The organism is Promicromonospora thailandica (assembly GCF_024171955.1).
GTDB lineage: Bacteria > Actinomycetota > Actinomycetes > Actinomycetales > Cellulomonadaceae > Promicromonospora > Promicromonospora thailandica.
The window spans coordinates 193,907-208,936 of sequence record NZ_JAMTCS010000002.1 but is presented as its reverse complement, the minus strand read 5'-3'; the positions used below and the strand labels follow the sequence as shown (position 1 = coordinate 208,936).

Sequence of the window (15,030 nt, the reverse complement as noted above, 5' to 3'; positions counted from 1 at the left end):
TCGGCGCACTATCGGTCACCATGAGCAGCGACCAACGACCGCCGAGAAGGCCGGCCATGCTGGACCCCCGGGACGCCGACGCGCTCCCCGGGGACGTGGATCCCGCCCTGCGCGACGAGGTCGCGCACGCGACGGCGCGCGCGCTCGTGGACCGGGCACGCACCACCGAGGACCCGAAGGTCGTCGAGCGGCTCATCCACCTGGTCGAGAACGAGGGTCTGGACACCGTGGCGGGCCTCTGGGCGGACGCCGCGCCCGTCTCCCTGCCCGGGTCGCTCTGGCGGCTGTACGTGCTGCGGGAGTGGGTGCGCCGCGACATGCCGACCGTCATGCTCCGGTATCGGCTCGGTGTGGAAGCGGCCCCCGTCCAGGAGGCCGTCGCAGGCGTGCCGAGCCCGCCCGAACCCGGTGACCTCCAGGTTCTCGCCGATGCCGTGCTCTCCGGCGTCTTCACCGGCGACCTCGCCGTCGCGCTGGAGCGCGCCGGCGCGTTCTGCCGCATCCTCTCCACGGGCGCCGCCTTCGACGCGGACTCGCGCGAGGTCGCGGACCCCACCGGCGCGACGCGCATGACGCGCAGCGCGAGCTCACTGCTGCGTACCGCCGAGGAGCTCGAGCACGCCGGCGACCTGTGGCGTACGGGCTCCCTGGAGTGACCCCACCCGCCGGTGTGACGTGTCGCGGGTGTGAGATCCGACCCCCTTGGCAGATCCCGGCACACGACTAGGATGGTGCAGGCGACGCCGGGCTGCGGTAGCCCCGGGCTCCACCTCAAGCCGCTACGAGCGGCCCCGCGCCGAGAGGCGCTCCCGGTTCGGCGTCGCTCTCACCCTTCCCGGTCTGGCGGCCGACGACGCGCGCGTGCCCTGCGGCGGGCCTGTGCCGTGCGTCACGAGTCCGCCAAGCAGGACCTTGCAAATTGGCGATAGTCGGCAACAGCCCTACGCTGAGCCTGTTCCAGAGCACTCACAACGGGAGCCCTCGTGCGCCTTACTCCGCGCGACACCACGTACTTCGATCTTCTCGCCGCCTCGGCCCAGCACCTGGTCAGGGGGGCGTCCTTGCTGGCAGAGCTGCTCGGGGCCGACCGGCCGGGCCGGGAGAAGCTGGCCGAGGAGATGCACGACGTCGAGCATCTCGCCGACGACGCCACGCACTCGATCATGCGCCGCCTGAACCAGACGTTCGTGACGCCGTTCGACCGCGAGGACATCTCCGGCCTGGCGTCGGCGCTGGACGACTGCATGGACGAGATGGACGAGGCAGCGGACCTCATCGTCCTCTACAAGGTCGACGCCCTGCCCGACCGCGTGTCCGAGCAGGTCCAGGTTCTGCAGCGGTGCGCGGAGCTGACGGCGGAGGCCATGCCGCGCCTGCGCTCGATGGACAAGCTCGCCGACTACTGGGTCGAGGTGAACCGCCTCGAGAACCAGGCCGACAAGCTGCACCGCAAGCTCATCGCGCAGCTGTTCGACGACCTCGCGAGCGACCCCGTCCAGCTCATGAAGCTGAAGGAGATCGTCGAGGTCCTCGAGAACGCCGCGGACAGCTTCGAGAAGGTGGCGAACATGGTCGAGACCATCGCCCTCAAGGAGTCCTGAGTTGGAGGTCGCCCTCGTCGTCCTCGTGGTGGCGCTCGCCCTGAGCTTCGACTACACCAACGGCTTCCACGACGCCGCCAACGCCATCGCGACCTCCGTCTCGACCCGGGCGCTCACGCCCCGGGTCGCTCTCCTGATGGCGGCGGTCATGAACTTCACCGGCGCCCTGCTCGGCACCGAGGTCGCAGAGACCATCGCCAAGTCGATCGTGAACCTCGAGGGCGCGGGCACCCACGCGGAGCTCGCCGTCGTCCTGTGTGCCCTGCTCGGGGCGATCGTCTGGAACCTGATCACGTGGTGGTTCGGGTTGCCCTCGTCGTCCACGCACGCCCTCATCGGCGGGCTGGTCGGGGCCGGCCTCGCCGGCGGCATGAGCGTCTACTGGTCCGCGATCGTGGACAAGGTGGTGCTGCCGATGATCATCTCGCCCGTCGTCGGCTTCGGCCTCGCCTTCGGCGCCATGGTCGCCGTCATGTGGATCTTCCGGAACGCGGCACCCGCCAAGGCGCACCGTCGCTTCCGGATCGCGCAGACGGCGTCGGCCGCCGCGATGGCCCTGGGCCACGGCCTGCAGGACGCGCAGAAGACGATGGGCGTCATCTACCTGGCGCTGCTGACGGTCGGCTGGGCCAACCCGGCCGACGGCATCCCGCTGTGGGTCAAGCTGTCCGCCGCGGCCGCCATCTCCGCCGGCACGTACTCGGGCGGCTGGCGCATCATGCGCACGCTCGGCCGCAAGATCATCGAGCTCGACCCGGCGCGCGGGTTCGTCGCCGAGTCCGTCTCGGCGCTGGTGCTCTACGTCAACGCGTTCGCGCTGCACGCCCCGGTCTCGACCACGCACACGATCACCTCGGCGATCATGGGTGTCGGCGCGACCCGGCGGCTGTCCGCCGTCCGCTGGGGCGTGGCCAAGAACATCGCCGTCGCCTGGGTGCTCACCATCCCGGCCGCGGCCCTGGTGGCCGCGCTCGCGACGTGGGCGCTCTGGCCGCTGCTCACCTGACGTACCGGCGGGCCGTCCGACCGGTCGCGCGGCGGGCGATCCGCTCCCCGCGCGACCGTCACCGGGTGAGACTTAGCATCGAACGCATGAGCACCACGCCAACGGCCCCGGACGCCGGAGCCAGATCAGCCCACCGCAAAGCAACGGCCCTCGCCTTCGCCGCAGCGGTGGGCGGTTTCTTGTTCGGGTTCGACAGCTCGGTGATCAACGGCGCGGTGAACGCGATCGAGGGTCAGTTCGAGCTCGACCCGTCGGTCACCGGGTTCGTCGTCGCCGTCGCGCTGCTCGGCTGCGCGCTCGGTGCGTGGGCCGGCGGCCGTCTGGCCGACCGGTGGGGACGCACCCACGTCATGGTGCTCGGCGCGATCCTGTTCTTCGTCTCGTCCATCCTGTCCGCCATCGCGTTCACCGCCTGGGACCTCGCGGTGTGGCGGTTCATGGCCGGTGTGGGCATCGGCATCGCGTCCGTCATCGCTCCCGCCTACATCGCGGAGATCGCCCCGGCCGCGATGCGCGGCCGGCTCGGCTCGCTGCAGCAGCTCGCGATCACGGTCGGTATCTTCGCGGCGCTGCTCTCGGACCAGATCCTCGCCGAGTCCGCCGACGGCGCCGCCAACGTGCTGTGGCTCGGGTGGGAGGCCTGGCGCTGGATGTTCCTGGTCGCGGTGGTGCCCGCCGCCGTCTACGGCATCCTGGCGCTCCGCATCCCGGAGTCGCCCCGCTACCTCGCGGCGCAGGGGCGCGACGACGAGGCCCGCGCCGTGCTGGCGAGCGTGCTCGGCCCGGACGAGGACGCCGACGACCGCCTCGCCCAGATCCGCCGCAGCATCGCCGCGGACGAGGAGAACGCCGAGAAGGGCACCCTGCGTGGCAGCGCGCTCGGCCTCAAGCCCATCGTCTGGGTAGGCATCCTGCTGTCGGTGTTCCAGCAGTTCGTGGGCATCAACGTGATCTTCTACTACTCGACGACGCTGTGGCAGGCCGTCGGCTTCGACGAGAGCCAGGCGTTCCTGGTCTCCACCATCACGGCGGTCACGAACGTCGCGGTCACCTTCATCGCCATCGCGCTGATCGACAAGGTGGGCCGCCGTCCCCTGCTCCTGATCGGGTCCGCCGGCATGACCCTGTCGCTCGGCCTCATGGCGATCGCGTTCACGCAGGCCACCGGCTCGGGTGACGAGATCACGCTCGGTGGGCCGTGGGGCGTGATCGCACTGGTCTGCGCCAACGCGTTCGTCGTCTTCTTCGGTGCGTCGTGGGGCCCGCTCGTGTGGGTGCTGCTGGGCGAGATGTTCCCCAACCGCATCCGTGCGGCCGCCCTCGGTGTCGCCGCGGCCATGCAGTGGATCGCCAACTTCGTCATCACCATGACGTTCCCGCCGCTGCTCTCCGCCTTCGGCGCGGCCGTGCCGTACCTCCTGTACGCGATCTTCGCGGCGCTGAGCTTCTTCTTCGTGCTCACCAAGGTGCGCGAGACCAAGGGCATGGAGCTGGAGGACATGGGCGAGGAGAGCCGCTCCGCCGCCTGACCCCGCCGCACACCCGCAGGACCGCCGGCGCCGTCCCCCACCCGGGGGCGGCGCCGTTCGCGTACCCGCGCGACGCCGGTGTCGCGCACGTCACACGAATGTCGCCCCGACAGACACTTGCATTCGGCAACTATCGAGTTATCGTTGCCTTAAGCAATCAAATGCGAGGCACGATGTCTTCCACCCTGAGCCGGTCACCGTCCGGCACCGAAGCTCCGGCCGTCGCCCTGGTCACCGCGCTGCAGAGTCTCGCGCGCGCCCAGCGGGAGGCGGCGGGACGCATCGCCCACGAGCTCGACTGGCCCCGGTCGGGCGTCGCCCTGCTGCACCTGCTCGCCCGGTGCGGCCCGACCTCCCTGACCGACGTCGCGGCTCACCTCCGCGTCGACCTCTCGGTCGCGAGCCGCCAGGTCAGCACGCTGGTCGACGGCGGCTACGTCGTCCGCACCGTCGACGCGGACGACCGCAGGGTCCGCACCATCGAGCTGACCGACGCCGGGCTCGCGCTCGCCGCCGAGGCCCGTGAGCAGTACGCGGCACTGATCGACCGGGCGTTCTCCGCCTGGTCACCCGAAGACCTCGACGAGGCGATCCGCACGCTGGACCGCCTGGTCGACACCATCAGCGCGGACACCGAGCGCCGGCGCGCACCCCAGAACCAGCAGGAGTTTGCATGACCAGCCCCACCACAGAGACCGTCGCGGCCGAACCCGGCCACCTCCAGGGCGAGCCGCCCGCCATGACGCACAACGAGGTCCTCCGGGCCCTGTCCGGGATCCTCCTCGGCATGTTCGTGTCGGTGCTCGCGATGTCCGTCGTGTCGTCGTCGCTGCCGAAGATCATCACCGACCTCGGCGGCGGCCAGTCCGCGTTCACCTGGGTGGTGACGGCGACCCTGCTGACCTCGACGATCTCCACCCCGATCTGGGGCAAGCTCGCCGACCTCACGAACCGCAAGACGCTCATCCAGATCGCGCTGGTCATCTCGGTGCTGTCCGCGGCCGCCGCGGGCTTCGCCCAGGACGCCGGCCAGCTCATCACCTTCCGCGCCTTCCAGGGCATCGGCGCGGGCGGCCTCCAGTCGCTGTCGGCCGTGCTCATCGCCGACATCATCAGCCCGCGCCAGCGCGGCCGGTACATGGGCCTCATGGGCTCGATCATGGGCGTCGGCATGGTCGGCGGACCGATCCTGGGCGGGTTCCTCACGGACGCCATCAGCTGGCGCTGGAACTTCTTCGTGGGCCTGCCGTTCGCGGTCGCCTCGATCATCGTGCTGCAGATGACGCTCAAGCTGCCGAAGCGGCCCCGCGGCTCGGCCCGGATCGACGTCATCGGCGCCACCCTGATCTCCCTGGGCGTCGCGACGCTGCTGCTCTGGATCACGTTCGCGGGCAGCAGGTTCGACTGGCTCTCCTGGCAGACGGCGGCCATGCTCGGCGGCTCCCTGGTGGTCCTCGCGATCGCGGTGCTCGTGGAGCTGCGCGTGGCCAACCCGCTCATCCCGATGTACCTGTTCAAGAACCGCACGCTGGTGCTCGCCGTCATCGGCTCGGTGGCCGTGGGCGTCGCGATGTTCGGCTCCTCGGTGTTCCTGAGCCAGTACATGCAGCTCTCGCGCGGCAAGACGCCGACTGAGTCCGGCCTGTACACGATCCCGATGGTCGTGGGCCTGTTCCTGTCGTCCACGGTGGGCGGTCAGCTCATCTCCCGCACCGGCCGGTACAAGCCGTACATGGTGACGGGCGGCGTGCTCCTGACGGGCGGCCTGCTGCTGCTGTCGACGCTGGACTACCAGACGTCGTTCGTGCTGGTCTCGATCTACCTGTTCGTGCTCGGCGCCGGGGTCGGTCTGCTCATGCAGAACATGGTGCTGGCCACGCAGAACACGCTGCACATCAAGGACTCGGGCTCGGGCACGTCGACCGTGACGTTCTTCCGTTCGCTCGGCGGCGCCATCGGCGTCTCGGCGCTCGGTGCCGTCCTGGGGCACCGCGTGAAGGTGGGCCTGGAGGACGGCATCACCGACATCGCCCCGCAGCTCGCGAAGCAGGGCATCGACCCGTCGGCCTTCCAGTCGGGCGGCGACACGCTCCCTGACCTCGCGACGCTCCCGCCGCTGCTGGTCCAGGTCGTCGAGAAGGCCTACGCCAACGGCATCGCGGAGATCTTCCTGGCCGCCGTGCCGCTCGCCGTGGTGGCGCTGATCTGCGTGATCCTCATCAAGGAGGTCCCGCTGGGTCACCGCTCGGGCATCGACCAGCTCAAGGACCTGGAGCCGACGGCTTCCTGATCCTGCCGGCGAACCCACACGAGGTCGGTCCCTTGTCTCGAGATCGGTACATCACTGTGCCGATCTCGAGACAAGGGACCGACCTCGCGGCATGCGCGGGCTACGTGGGGTCGATCAGGGTGCGGACGATGGCCGCGACGGCTGTGGTGTCATGGCGGGTGGCATCGTGGCGGGTGACCCGCTCCAACGAGACCGTGCGCGGCTGCTCACAGATGGCGTAGGAGCCCGGAGCTACTTCCCGCTCGATGGCATGTTCGCGCAGCCTGAGCGGGCCGAAAGGGTGGGCCCCCCGGGGATCGAACCCGGAACCCGCGGATTAAAAGTCCGCTGCTCTGCCAGTTGAGCTAGAGGCCCGTGCGCCGGCCACACCGGACGGCGCGAGCAGCAAGCCTACCCGTCAGCGCTGGCAGAGTGGTCGAGGCGGAACCAGCGGGGCACCGTACGGCTTCTCACATTCGTTGTCACGCGCTGTCTCACCCAGCGGGAGATATCAGGCCAAACGCGTCTCACGCTTGCGGACGAGGTACGGGCTTGGTTCGGTGGACTGGTCCGCGGAGAACCAATGTGAGGAGCTCATCGTGCTCACCGTGACTGACAACGCTCGTACCGCCGTCCAGGACCTCGCCCAGCAGGCGGGGGTGCCGGTCGAGGGCGGTCTGCGCATCGCGCAGGCGTCCGGCCAGCCGGGCAACTTCGAGCTCGCGCTGGTTCCGGCGCCGCAGCCCGACGACCAGGTCGTCGACGCCTCCGGCTCCACCAACGTGTTCGTCGAGGCGCAGGCAGCCCCCGCGCTGGAGACGCTGACCCTGGACACCGACCCGGGTGCCGAAGGTCCGGGTTTCGTGCTCACGCCCACGGCGTGACGTCGGCGCCTCCGGGCGCCGCACCGCACCATCGCCGAGGCCCCGGGCCACCCACCGCACGGTGGGTACCCGGGGCCTCGTCGTGCGCCAGAGAGTGCGCCAAGGGAGTACGCCAGGAAGCGGGCTACAGCGCCACGCCCAGCGTCCACGCACCGCCCAGCACCAGGGCGCCGAGGGTCACGAGCACGAACATCAGCACCCAGAACAGCCCCGGCACCCCGGTCAGGCGGGCGAGCATGTCGGCGTCGGACGTCCTCGCCTGGCCCCGGGAGCGCTGCACCTGGAGCTCGAACACCGGGCGCACGGCGCCCAGCAGCAGGAACCAGGTCACGGCGTAGGCGACGGCGCTCTGCACCGGGGCCGTGAGGAACCAGGTCACGAACACGAGACCGGCGCCGCTGACCAGGATCGACCACAGGCCGAACCAGTTGCGGATCTGCAGCAGCAGCAGTGCGAGCAGCACCACCAGCAGCCAGAGCAGGCCGACGGCGTACCCCTGCCGCAGCAGCCACGCGGCGCCGAGGCCGATGATGCCGGGACCCACGTAGCCGGCGAAGGCCGTGATGACCATGCCCGGGCCGCGCGGCTTGCCGCGGGAGACGGTCAGGCCGGACGTGTCGGAGTGGAGCCGGATGCCCTCGAGCTTGCGGCCGGTGAGCAGGGCCCCGAGGCCGTGCGAGGCCTCGTGGGCGATGGTGATGACGTGGCGCGTCACGTGCCACAGGGGCCGGAACACGACGACGACCAGCGCGATCGCGCACATGGCGAGCACCGTCAGGTCCGACGGCGGCTCCACCGGGGTGACCGCGTTGGTCCAGATGGTGCCGAGCACGTCGCCGAGGGTGGCGAACGGCCCGGCCGTGCTGGTCGCTGCGGAAATCATGCGGCACATAGAACCACACCGAACGTGACGTTCGCCGCAGCCGGGTGTCACAGGGGCGTGAGATGATGACTGGTCGTGGGCGGCTCCAGCCGCCTGCCGTCGTGGCCCCGGCCCGGGTACCAACCCGCCGCCCGGTGTGAGCACGGCGGACCACCGGCGCGGTACGCGCCGCCACCGAGCCCGAGAGGCCCATCTCTTTTGACCACCTTTGCCGACCTCGGTCTGCCCGCGCCCGTCGTGAGCGTGCTGACGGACCGCGGCATCACCACGCCGTTCCCCATCCAGACGGCATCCCTGCCCGACTCCCTCGCCGGCCGTGACGTGCTCGGCCGCGGCCGCACCGGCTCCGGCAAGACGCTCGCGTTCGCGCTGCCGGTCGTGACGCGCCTGGCCACGTCGGGCGCCCGTGCCGCCGCGGCGGGGCAGCCGCGCCGCGTCGCGGGCCGTCCCCGCGCGCTGATCCTCGCGCCCACGCGCGAGCTCGCCAACCAGATCGACGAGTCGGTCGCGCCCCTCGCGCAGGCCCTCGGTCTGAAGACGACGACGATCTTCGGCGGCGTGGCGCAGTCGCGCCAGGTCACCGCGCTCAACGCGGGCGTGGACATCGTCATCGCCTGCCCCGGCCGCCTCGAGGACCTCCTCGGCCAGCGGCACCTCACGCTCGACGACGTCGAGATCACCGTGCTGGACGAGGCCGACCACATGGCCGACCTCGGCTTCCTGCCGGGCGTGAAGCGCATCCTCGACAAGACCGGCTCGCGTACGCAGCGCCTGCTGTTCTCGGCCACGCTGGACAACGGCGTGGACGTGCTGGTCAAGCGCTACCTGCACCAGCCGGTCACCCACTCGGTGGACGACGCCGCGGCGCCGCCCCCGCAGATGACGCACCACATCCTCGCCGTCGCCGACAAGGAGGCGAAGAAGAACGTGGTGCAGCAGCTCGCGCAGGGCACGGGCCGGCGCGTCCTGTTCACGCGGACCAAGCACCAGGCCAAGAAGCTGGCCAAGCAGCTCACCGCGGCGGGCGTGCCCGCCGTCGACCTGCACGGCAACCTCGGCCAGGGCGCGCGCGAGCGCAACCTCGCCGCGTTCTCGTCGGGCGCGGTCAAGGTTCTCGTCGCCACGGACATCGCCGCCCGCGGCATCCACGTGGACGACGTCGAGCTCGTGGTGCACGTCGACCCGCCGGCCGAGCACAAGGCCTACCTGCACCGCTCGGGGCGCACGGCGCGAGCCGGCTCCGGCGGTGACGTCGTGACGATCATGCTGCCGGAGGAGCGCGGCGACGTGCGGGACCTGACCCGCAAGGCGCGGATCACCGCCCGCCCGCAAGACGTCGCACCCGGCGACGCGACCGTGACCCGCCTGGTCGGCGAGGTCGCGCCGTACGTCGAGTACGTGCCGCCGGCCCCGCCGCAGCAGCAGGGCCGTCAGGGCGCGTCGAAGCAGGGCGGCGGACGCTCGCGCTCGGGCCGCCAGGGCGGGCCGAGCCAGAACGGTGTCGGCCAGAACGGCGGCCGGCAGGGCCAGTCGCGCGCCCAGGGCGGCTCCCAGGGGGCGGGGCAGCGCGGTGTCGCACGTCCGGCGTCGGGCAGCGGCGGCCAGGGCGACCACGCGGACGGCGGCCCCCGCCGTCGTCGGCGCCGGGGCGGCCGCGGGCGCGGTGCGGGCAACCCGAACGCCTCGGCGACGAGCTGATCCCAGCCCCGGATCCGAACGTGTCAGACCCTCAGGCCACCCCGGTGACCTGAGGGTCTGACACGTTCGTAAGAAGTGGAACACTGCCGGCCGGCCGGCAGTTGCTCTGAGCGGAGGTGTCGAGATGACCTACAAGATTTCGAAGTCCGACCAGGAGTGGCGCGAGCAGCTGTCGCGCCAGGAGTACGCGGTGCTGCGCCAGGCCGGCACCGAGCGGGCGTGGACGGGTGAGCTGCTCGACGAGAAGCGCACCGGTGTCTACCGCTGTCGGGCGTGCGACGCCGAGCTGTTCCGCTCGGACACCAAGTTCGACTCCCACTGCGGCTGGCCCTCGTTCTACAGCCCGCTCGCGGGCGACGCCGTCGAGCTGATCGAGGACCGCTCCCTGGGCATGGTGCGCACCGAGGTGCGCTGCGCGACGTGCGGCTCGCACCTGGGTCACGTCTTCGACGACGCGCCGCAGACGCCCACGGGCGACCGCTACTGCATGAACTCGGTCAGCCTGACCTTCGAGGAGGGCTGACGGTTCGAGGAGGACTGACGGCGGGCGGGCGCGCTCAGCGTCCGCTCTGCTTCCACGCCACGATGTCCGCCGAGTAGCGGCGCAGGAGCGTGGCCAGCTGGGCGACGTCCTCCTTCTCCCAGGTGGACAGCGCCGCCTCGAGCATGGCGACCCGGCTGGTGCGGGCGCGGTCGAACCGGTCGGCACCGTCGGGCGTCAGCGTGATGCGCTGGCCCCGGCTGTCCTCCGGGTCGACCGTGCGCTCGACGAGACCGAGCTCGACCAGACGGCTCAGCTGCCGGGACACGGTCGCCCGGCCGACGCCGAAGTACGACGCGAGGTCCGAGCCTCGCGCACCCGGCCGCTCGGCGATGTGGGCGAGCAGCGGATACGCGCTCGCCTCGAGCTCGGGGTGCACGCGCCGTGCGATCGACGCCCCGTTCGACTGCGCGCGGCGGATCAGCAGCCGGATCTCGCGCTCCAGCCCCTCGAACGGTCCGAGGTCGCCGACCCCGGCGTCCTCGGCGGGCACGCGGGCGGAGGCGTCCGCCTGGTCCTCGGAGGCGTCCGTACCGGACTCTGTGCTGGAGAGCATGGGCCCATGATGACGCCTCGTGCGACAGGATCCCAGTCCGGTGCCCAGAAATCCCCCGTCAGGACGCCGTCGCACGTCCGTCGCGGTGGCGTGACTCACGCCACAGGGGGCTTTGTCCGGAAAAGACGGATAACCGCGCAGGATATGCCAGATCCGCACAAGACCTCATCCACGAAAAGGGCACCAACCCCGCCATCCGTACCGGTACCGTGGTCGCCCGACACGACGCTGAGGGGCACACATGGCACAGCTCGACCGCCGAACCTTTCTTGCAGGCGCCGCCGTCGTCGCATTCGACCCGGCCACCTCCCGCTGGCTCACCAGCCTCCCCGAGAACAGCGGAGCCGTCCGCATCCCCCACCTCGACGGTGAGCTCGTCACCGACGAGGCCTCGCTGGTCGAGGCCGCCACGGACTACGGGCACCTGGCCCACCTCATGCCGCGCGCGGTGCTGCGGCCGGGCTCCGTGGACGACATCGTCGCCGTGGTCCGGTTCGCCAACGAGCACGGGCTAACCGTCGCCGTCCGCGGCCAGGGCCACTCCACCTTCGGCCAGGCACAGGCCGACGGCGGCGTCGTGATCGACTCGCGCACGCTCGCCACCATCCACGAGATCGCGCCGGACCGCGCCGTGGTCGACGCCGGCGTGCAGTGGCTGGACCTGGTCCGGACGGCCCTGGCCGAGGGCGTCGCGCCGCCCGTCAGCACCGACTACCTCGGCCTCTCGGTGGGCGGCACGCTCAGCGTCGGCGGCATCGGCGGTGCCTCGCAGCACTTCGGGCTGCTCGTCGACAACACGCTGGAGCTCGACGTCGTCACCGGTGACGGCCGGCTCGTGACCTGCTCCGACACCCAGGAGCGGGACCTGTTCGAGGCGGTGCTGGGCGGGCTGGGGCAGTTCGCCGTCATCGTCCGCGCGACCGTGCGCCTCCAGGCGGCCCCCGCCATGGCGCGCGTCTACACGCTGACGTACCCGCGGGTCACCGACCTCACCGCGGCCCAGCGCACCGTCCTGGCCGACGGCCGGTTCGACTACCTGGAGGGCCAGTTCGTCCCCACGGACGACGACGACTTCGCCTTCGTCCTCGAGGCCGGCGCCTGGTACACGATCGAGCCGCCGGACGACGACACCCTGCTGGCCGGCCTCGCGCCGTCGGGCGTCGACGTCGTCGACGTGCCCTACTTCGACTGGCTGAACCGGGTCTACGAGACCGTGGAGCAGATCGAGGCGCTCCGGCTCCCGGGGCCGTGGCTGAACGTGCTGATCCCGGACGCCGCCACGGACGAGATCGTCACCGACCTCCTCACGACGCTCACCCCGGCCGACGCCGGCGGGGTCGCTCTGCTCTACCCCACGGACCGGACGCTGATCAGACGCCCGCAGGTGCAGGTGCCGGAGGGGCCCGTGTTCTTCCTGCTCGCCCTCCTGCGCGCGGTGAGCCCGCCGGACGACGCCGAGGCCGAGCGGCTCGTCGCCGACAACGACGCGCTCTACGCACGCGTCCGGGCGGCGGGCGGCACGCAGTACCCCGTGAACGCGCTGCACCTGACCACCGCCGACTGGCGCGCCCACTACGGGGAGCGCTGGCCGGTCGTGCGCCAGGCGAAGGACCGCTACGACCCGCGCCGCGTGCTCACGCCGGGCCAGGGCATCTTCGGCTAGCCCGGCGGCGGCTCAGCAGAGCTCCTCGAACGCCTTGAGGCCCTCGACCGTCGAGGCGATGTCGAGCTCGATCTCCTGGTCCGCGCCGAGGTCCAGGCCCTCCTGGAGCTGCAGGAACGGCACGCGGACCTGCTCGACCGGAGCCCGGAACTCCTCGGGCACGCGCGTCTCGAGCCGGCCCAGCTCCACCGCGAGGGCGTGCATCTCGTCGGCCGACGTGCCGGTGAGCTCCTTGCTCGCCCCGACGAGCGCGGCGCCGACGCGCTCCTCGAGGGTCCTGCCCTGACCGTCCGCGTCGACGTACATGGCGGCGCACGCCTGGTTCGCGTCCAGGGGCGCGTCGGGGTCGGCGGGCGATCCTGCGGGCTCGGGCGACGTCGCGCTCCCCGACGGCGCTGCGCTCGCCCCGTCGTCCGCGGCGCCGCCACCCGAGCATGCGGCGAGCAGGAGGACGACGGCGGTCACGGCGGTCACGCCGCGGGTGCGGAGGTTGACGGAGGGAACCATGGCGCACATGAAACCATCCGGGGCCGGGAATCCGCGCATCCGGGGGACCGGGCGGTGAACTGTCCCGGAACACTCCCGGAACACCCGCCCCAGGTGTGGGAACCCGCACGCCGCACGCCTAGCGTGGTCTCCGTACCGCAGACCCGGAGGTCAGCATGGCCGTCGCCCACCCCGCCGTCGTCGCGCACCGCGGGTACTCCGCGGTCGCCCCGCAGAACACGCTCGCCGCGATCGAGGCGGCGTGCCGCGCCGGCGTCGACGCCGTGGAGATCGACCTCCAGCCCACCGCGGACGGCGTCGGCGCCGTGATCCACGACGAGACGGTCGACGCCACCACGGACGGCACCGGCAAGGTCGCCGCGCTCACCTCGGGCGAGATGCACGCGCTCGACGCCGGTACGTCCTTCTCCCCCGTCTTCTCCGGACAGCGCGTGCCCACGCTGGCCGACGTGCTCGGCGTGCTCGCGCGGCACCCGGGGACGGACCTGCTGCTGGAGCTCAAGGGTTCGTGGGGTGCCCGGCACACCGGTCGCGTGGCGGCGACGATCGCCGAGGCGGGGTTCAACGACCGGGTCCTCGTGCAGAGCTTCTGGCCGGGCACGGTGGGCACGGTGCGCGACGTCGCGCCGCACCTGCCGCGGGGTCTGCTCGTCTCGTTCGACCCGCCCGGCCTGCTCCAGCTCTGCGAGCGCCTGGACGTGTCCGCGTGCAACCCGTCCGTCGCGACCGTGGCGGGCAGCCCGCGCCTCGTGCGCCGCCTGCACGAGGCGGGACTGCGGGTCATGTGCTGGACGGCGAACGACCCGGCCGCGTGGGCGGTCCTGACCGCGGCGGACGACGGCGCGGGCGTCGACGCCGTGATCACCGACCGGCCGGAGCGGTTCACCGGGTGGCTCGCGGGCCGCGCAGAGCTCCCGGCGGCGGCGCCGGTGCCGGGCCGCGGGGGCATCCGCCTGCGCCGGCGCCGGCTGCCCCCGCCGGGTCGCGTCAGGTCCGGTGGAGCCAGCCGTGCAGGCGGCGCGTGACCCAGGGCAGCACCCAGTAGGCCATGATCGGCGTCAGGATCAGGGTGGAGACCAGCACGCGGAGCACCAGCGGGACGCTGTCCCAGCCGGGTACCAGGTAGGTGAACAGTGCCGTGAACAGCAGGTTCACCGGGAAGAACCCGAGCCAGATGCTCGTGGCCTGTTTCCACCGCGGCGGTACCACGACGGCGGCGACGTCGGCCGGCTCGTCGGTGCGCGTCGGGTCGTCGAACCAGCCCTCGATGCCCGTGCGCCGCTGGTAGCGCAGCTCCTCGACGAGGCCGGTGCCCTGCGCCAGCCAGTCGCGGCGCTCGGCGGACCGCTCCCAGGCGGCGAGCCGGTCGGCGTCGGCGAAGCGGTAGAGCATGTGCCAGTCGCGGGAGCCCTCGGCGGCCCGGATCCAGCCCGACCCGAGGAAGCCGTCCCAGCGGTTGGCGAGGTTGACGCCCGCCTGCACCCAGCTGGTGACCTCGGGAACGTGGTCGGGGTGGACGACGCGGTGGATGGACACGGTCACGGGTTGTCCGGCGGGGATGTGCTCGGACCCGTTCGCGGCCTGCTCGTGATGGGCCATGGCCAGAAGTCTCACGCATGCCCCGGAACCCCTCAATGTGAGCGCGCACACCCCGGGTTGTCTGCCCTTCACGGCAGCGCCACGGTCTGCCCGCAGTTTTTGTGAGGCATGCCTCCGTGAGGGGGGTTCCGCGACTGTTGGACGGTCGTTCAATATTGAATGGTTGCCGCACGGAGACCGCCCCCCTGGGCCGAACGAGCCCGGTCCCGTGCGGCGACCGCCATGACCGCGGACACCGCGCGACGTGGCCCAGACAGCAGCCGGTGCACGCGCCGCCGCCGCACGAAGGAACCG

General features: G+C 71.7%; 15 protein-coding genes and 1 tRNA gene. 11 read left to right on the top strand and 5 right to left on the bottom strand.

What is annotated here, in order from left to right:
* Positions 1 to 56 precede the first annotated feature (56 nt).
* The 6 genes from APR03_RS04115 to APR03_RS04090 all read left to right on the top strand — a co-directional run bounded on the left by APR03_RS04115 (position 57) and on the right by APR03_RS04090 (position 6,426).
* Positions 57 to 656 (top strand): hypothetical protein, encoded by a 600-nt coding sequence (locus tag APR03_RS04115; protein WP_253833056.1) that lies wholly within the window; start codon positions 57 to 59, stop codon positions 654 to 656.
* Positions 657 to 983: 327 nt separating this feature from the next.
* Positions 984 to 1,601, top strand: coding sequence for a DUF47 domain-containing protein (locus tag APR03_RS04110; RefSeq protein ID WP_253833054.1), 618 nt, complete (start codon positions 984 to 986; stop codon positions 1,599 to 1,601).
* Position 1,602: 1 nt separating this feature from the next.
* Positions 1,603 to 2,607: an inorganic phosphate transporter gene (locus APR03_RS04105; RefSeq protein WP_253833052.1), complete on the top strand. Its 1,005-nt coding sequence runs from the start codon at positions 1,603 to 1,605 to the stop codon at positions 2,605 to 2,607.
* Positions 2,608 to 2,693: 86 nt separating this feature from the next.
* Positions 2,694 to 4,136: a sugar porter family MFS transporter gene (locus APR03_RS04100; RefSeq protein ID WP_253833050.1), complete on the top strand. Its 1,443-nt coding sequence runs from the start codon at positions 2,694 to 2,696 to the stop codon at positions 4,134 to 4,136.
* Positions 4,137 to 4,309: 173 nt separating this feature from the next.
* Positions 4,310 to 4,813, top strand: coding sequence for a MarR family winged helix-turn-helix transcriptional regulator (locus APR03_RS04095; RefSeq protein WP_253833048.1), 504 nt, complete (start codon positions 4,310 to 4,312; stop codon positions 4,811 to 4,813).
* The gene (locus tag APR03_RS04090; protein WP_253833046.1) at positions 4,810 to 6,426 is read left to right on the top strand and encodes a DHA2 family efflux MFS transporter permease subunit; all 1,617 of its coding nucleotides are present in this window, start codon (positions 4,810 to 4,812) and stop codon (positions 6,424 to 6,426) included. Before APR03_RS04095 ends, APR03_RS04090 begins: the two co-directional genes overlap by 4 nt.
* A 281-nt stretch (positions 6,427 to 6,707) precedes the next feature.
* On the opposite strand, the gene APR03_RS04085 is transcribed toward APR03_RS04090, so the two are convergent.
* A tRNA-Lys gene (locus tag APR03_RS04085) sits at positions 6,708 to 6,780 on the bottom strand.
* A 224-nt stretch (positions 6,781 to 7,004) separates the two neighbouring features.
* On the opposite strand from APR03_RS04085, the gene APR03_RS04080 reads away from it, so the two are divergent.
* Entirely contained in the window at positions 7,005 to 7,289 is a 285-nt protein-coding gene (locus APR03_RS04080) for an iron-sulfur cluster biosynthesis family protein (RefSeq protein ID WP_253833044.1), read from the top strand.
* Positions 7,290 to 7,413: 124 nt separating this feature from the next.
* Here the strand turns inward: APR03_RS04080 and APR03_RS04075 are convergent, their stop codons facing one another.
* Positions 7,414 to 8,181, bottom strand: coding sequence for a M50 family metallopeptidase (locus APR03_RS04075; protein WP_253833042.1), 768 nt, complete (start codon positions 8,179 to 8,181; stop codon positions 7,414 to 7,416).
* A gap of 189 nt (positions 8,182 to 8,370) precedes the next feature.
* Here APR03_RS04075 and APR03_RS04070 point away from each other — a divergent pair, with 189 nt between their 5' ends.
* Positions 8,371 to 9,870, top strand: coding sequence for a DEAD/DEAH box helicase (locus APR03_RS04070; RefSeq protein ID WP_253833040.1), 1,500 nt, complete (start codon positions 8,371 to 8,373; stop codon positions 9,868 to 9,870).
* Between the two features lie 124 nt (positions 9,871 to 9,994).
* Entirely contained in the window at positions 9,995 to 10,393 is a 399-nt protein-coding gene (gene msrB, locus APR03_RS04065; RefSeq protein WP_253833038.1) for a peptide-methionine (R)-S-oxide reductase MsrB, read from the top strand.
* Between the two features lie 34 nt (positions 10,394 to 10,427).
* Here msrB and APR03_RS04060 read toward each other — a convergent pair whose 3' ends face one another.
* The gene (locus APR03_RS04060; protein ID WP_253833036.1) at positions 10,428 to 10,967 is read right to left on the bottom strand and encodes a MarR family winged helix-turn-helix transcriptional regulator; all 540 of its coding nucleotides are present in this window, start codon (positions 10,965 to 10,967) and stop codon (positions 10,428 to 10,430) included.
* 241 nt (positions 10,968 to 11,208) lie between these two features.
* Here APR03_RS04060 and APR03_RS04055 point away from each other — a divergent pair, with 241 nt between their 5' ends.
* Positions 11,209 to 12,630: an FAD-binding protein gene (locus tag APR03_RS04055; RefSeq protein WP_253833035.1), complete on the top strand. Its 1,422-nt coding sequence runs from the start codon at positions 11,209 to 11,211 to the stop codon at positions 12,628 to 12,630.
* Positions 12,631 to 12,642: 12 nt separating this feature from the next.
* Here APR03_RS04055 and APR03_RS04050 read toward each other — a convergent pair whose 3' ends face one another.
* Positions 12,643 to 13,137 carry a hypothetical protein gene (locus APR03_RS04050; RefSeq protein WP_253833033.1) on the bottom strand — a complete coding sequence of 165 codons (495 nt, stop codon included), beginning with the start codon at positions 13,135 to 13,137 and terminating at the stop codon, positions 12,643 to 12,645.
* A 155-nt stretch (positions 13,138 to 13,292) separates the two neighbouring features.
* On the opposite strand from APR03_RS04050, the gene APR03_RS04045 reads away from it, so the two are divergent.
* Positions 13,293 to 14,162 (top strand): glycerophosphodiester phosphodiesterase, encoded by an 870-nt coding sequence (locus APR03_RS04045; RefSeq protein WP_253833032.1) that lies wholly within the window; start codon positions 13,293 to 13,295, stop codon positions 14,160 to 14,162.
* Here the strand turns inward: APR03_RS04045 and APR03_RS04040 are convergent.
* Positions 14,125 to 14,736, bottom strand: coding sequence for a putative antibiotic biosynthesis monooxygenase (locus APR03_RS04040; RefSeq protein ID WP_253833031.1), 612 nt, complete (start codon positions 14,734 to 14,736; stop codon positions 14,125 to 14,127). The two genes, APR03_RS04045 and APR03_RS04040, sit on opposite strands and share 38 nt — an antisense overlap.
* Between the last annotated feature and the right edge of the window lie 294 nt (positions 14,737 to 15,030).

What these genes read in the sequence shown, in the direction of transcription:
- APR03_RS04075 (WP_253833042.1), bottom strand. Translation starts at nt 8,181, where the DNA reads ATGTGCCGCATGATTTCCGCAGCGACCAGCACGGCCGGGCCGTTCGCC.
- APR03_RS04090 (WP_253833046.1), top strand. Translation starts at nt 4,810, where the DNA reads ATGACCAGCCCCACCACAGAGACCGTCGCGGCCGAACCCGGCCACCTC.
- msrB (WP_253833038.1), top strand. Translation starts at nt 9,995, where the DNA reads ATGACCTACAAGATTTCGAAGTCCGACCAGGAGTGGCGCGAGCAGCTG.
- APR03_RS04055 (WP_253833035.1), top strand. Translation starts at nt 11,209, where the DNA reads ATGGCACAGCTCGACCGCCGAACCTTTCTTGCAGGCGCCGCCGTCGTC.
- APR03_RS04115 (WP_253833056.1), top strand. Translation starts at nt 57, where the DNA reads ATGCTGGACCCCCGGGACGCCGACGCGCTCCCCGGGGACGTGGATCCC.
- APR03_RS04100 (WP_253833050.1), top strand. Translation starts at nt 2,694, where the DNA reads ATGAGCACCACGCCAACGGCCCCGGACGCCGGAGCCAGATCAGCCCAC.
- APR03_RS04040 (WP_253833031.1), bottom strand. Translation starts at nt 14,736, where the DNA reads ATGGCCCATCACGAGCAGGCCGCGAACGGGTCCGAGCACATCCCCGCC.
- APR03_RS04045 (WP_253833032.1), top strand. Translation starts at nt 13,293, where the DNA reads ATGGCCGTCGCCCACCCCGCCGTCGTCGCGCACCGCGGGTACTCCGCG.
- APR03_RS04050 (WP_253833033.1), bottom strand. Translation starts at nt 13,137, where the DNA reads ATGGTTCCCTCCGTCAACCTCCGCACCCGCGGCGTGACCGCCGTGACC.
- APR03_RS04060 (WP_253833036.1), bottom strand. Translation starts at nt 10,967, where the DNA reads ATGCTCTCCAGCACAGAGTCCGGTACGGACGCCTCCGAGGACCAGGCG.
- APR03_RS04095 (WP_253833048.1), top strand. Translation starts at nt 4,310, where the DNA reads ATGTCTTCCACCCTGAGCCGGTCACCGTCCGGCACCGAAGCTCCGGCC.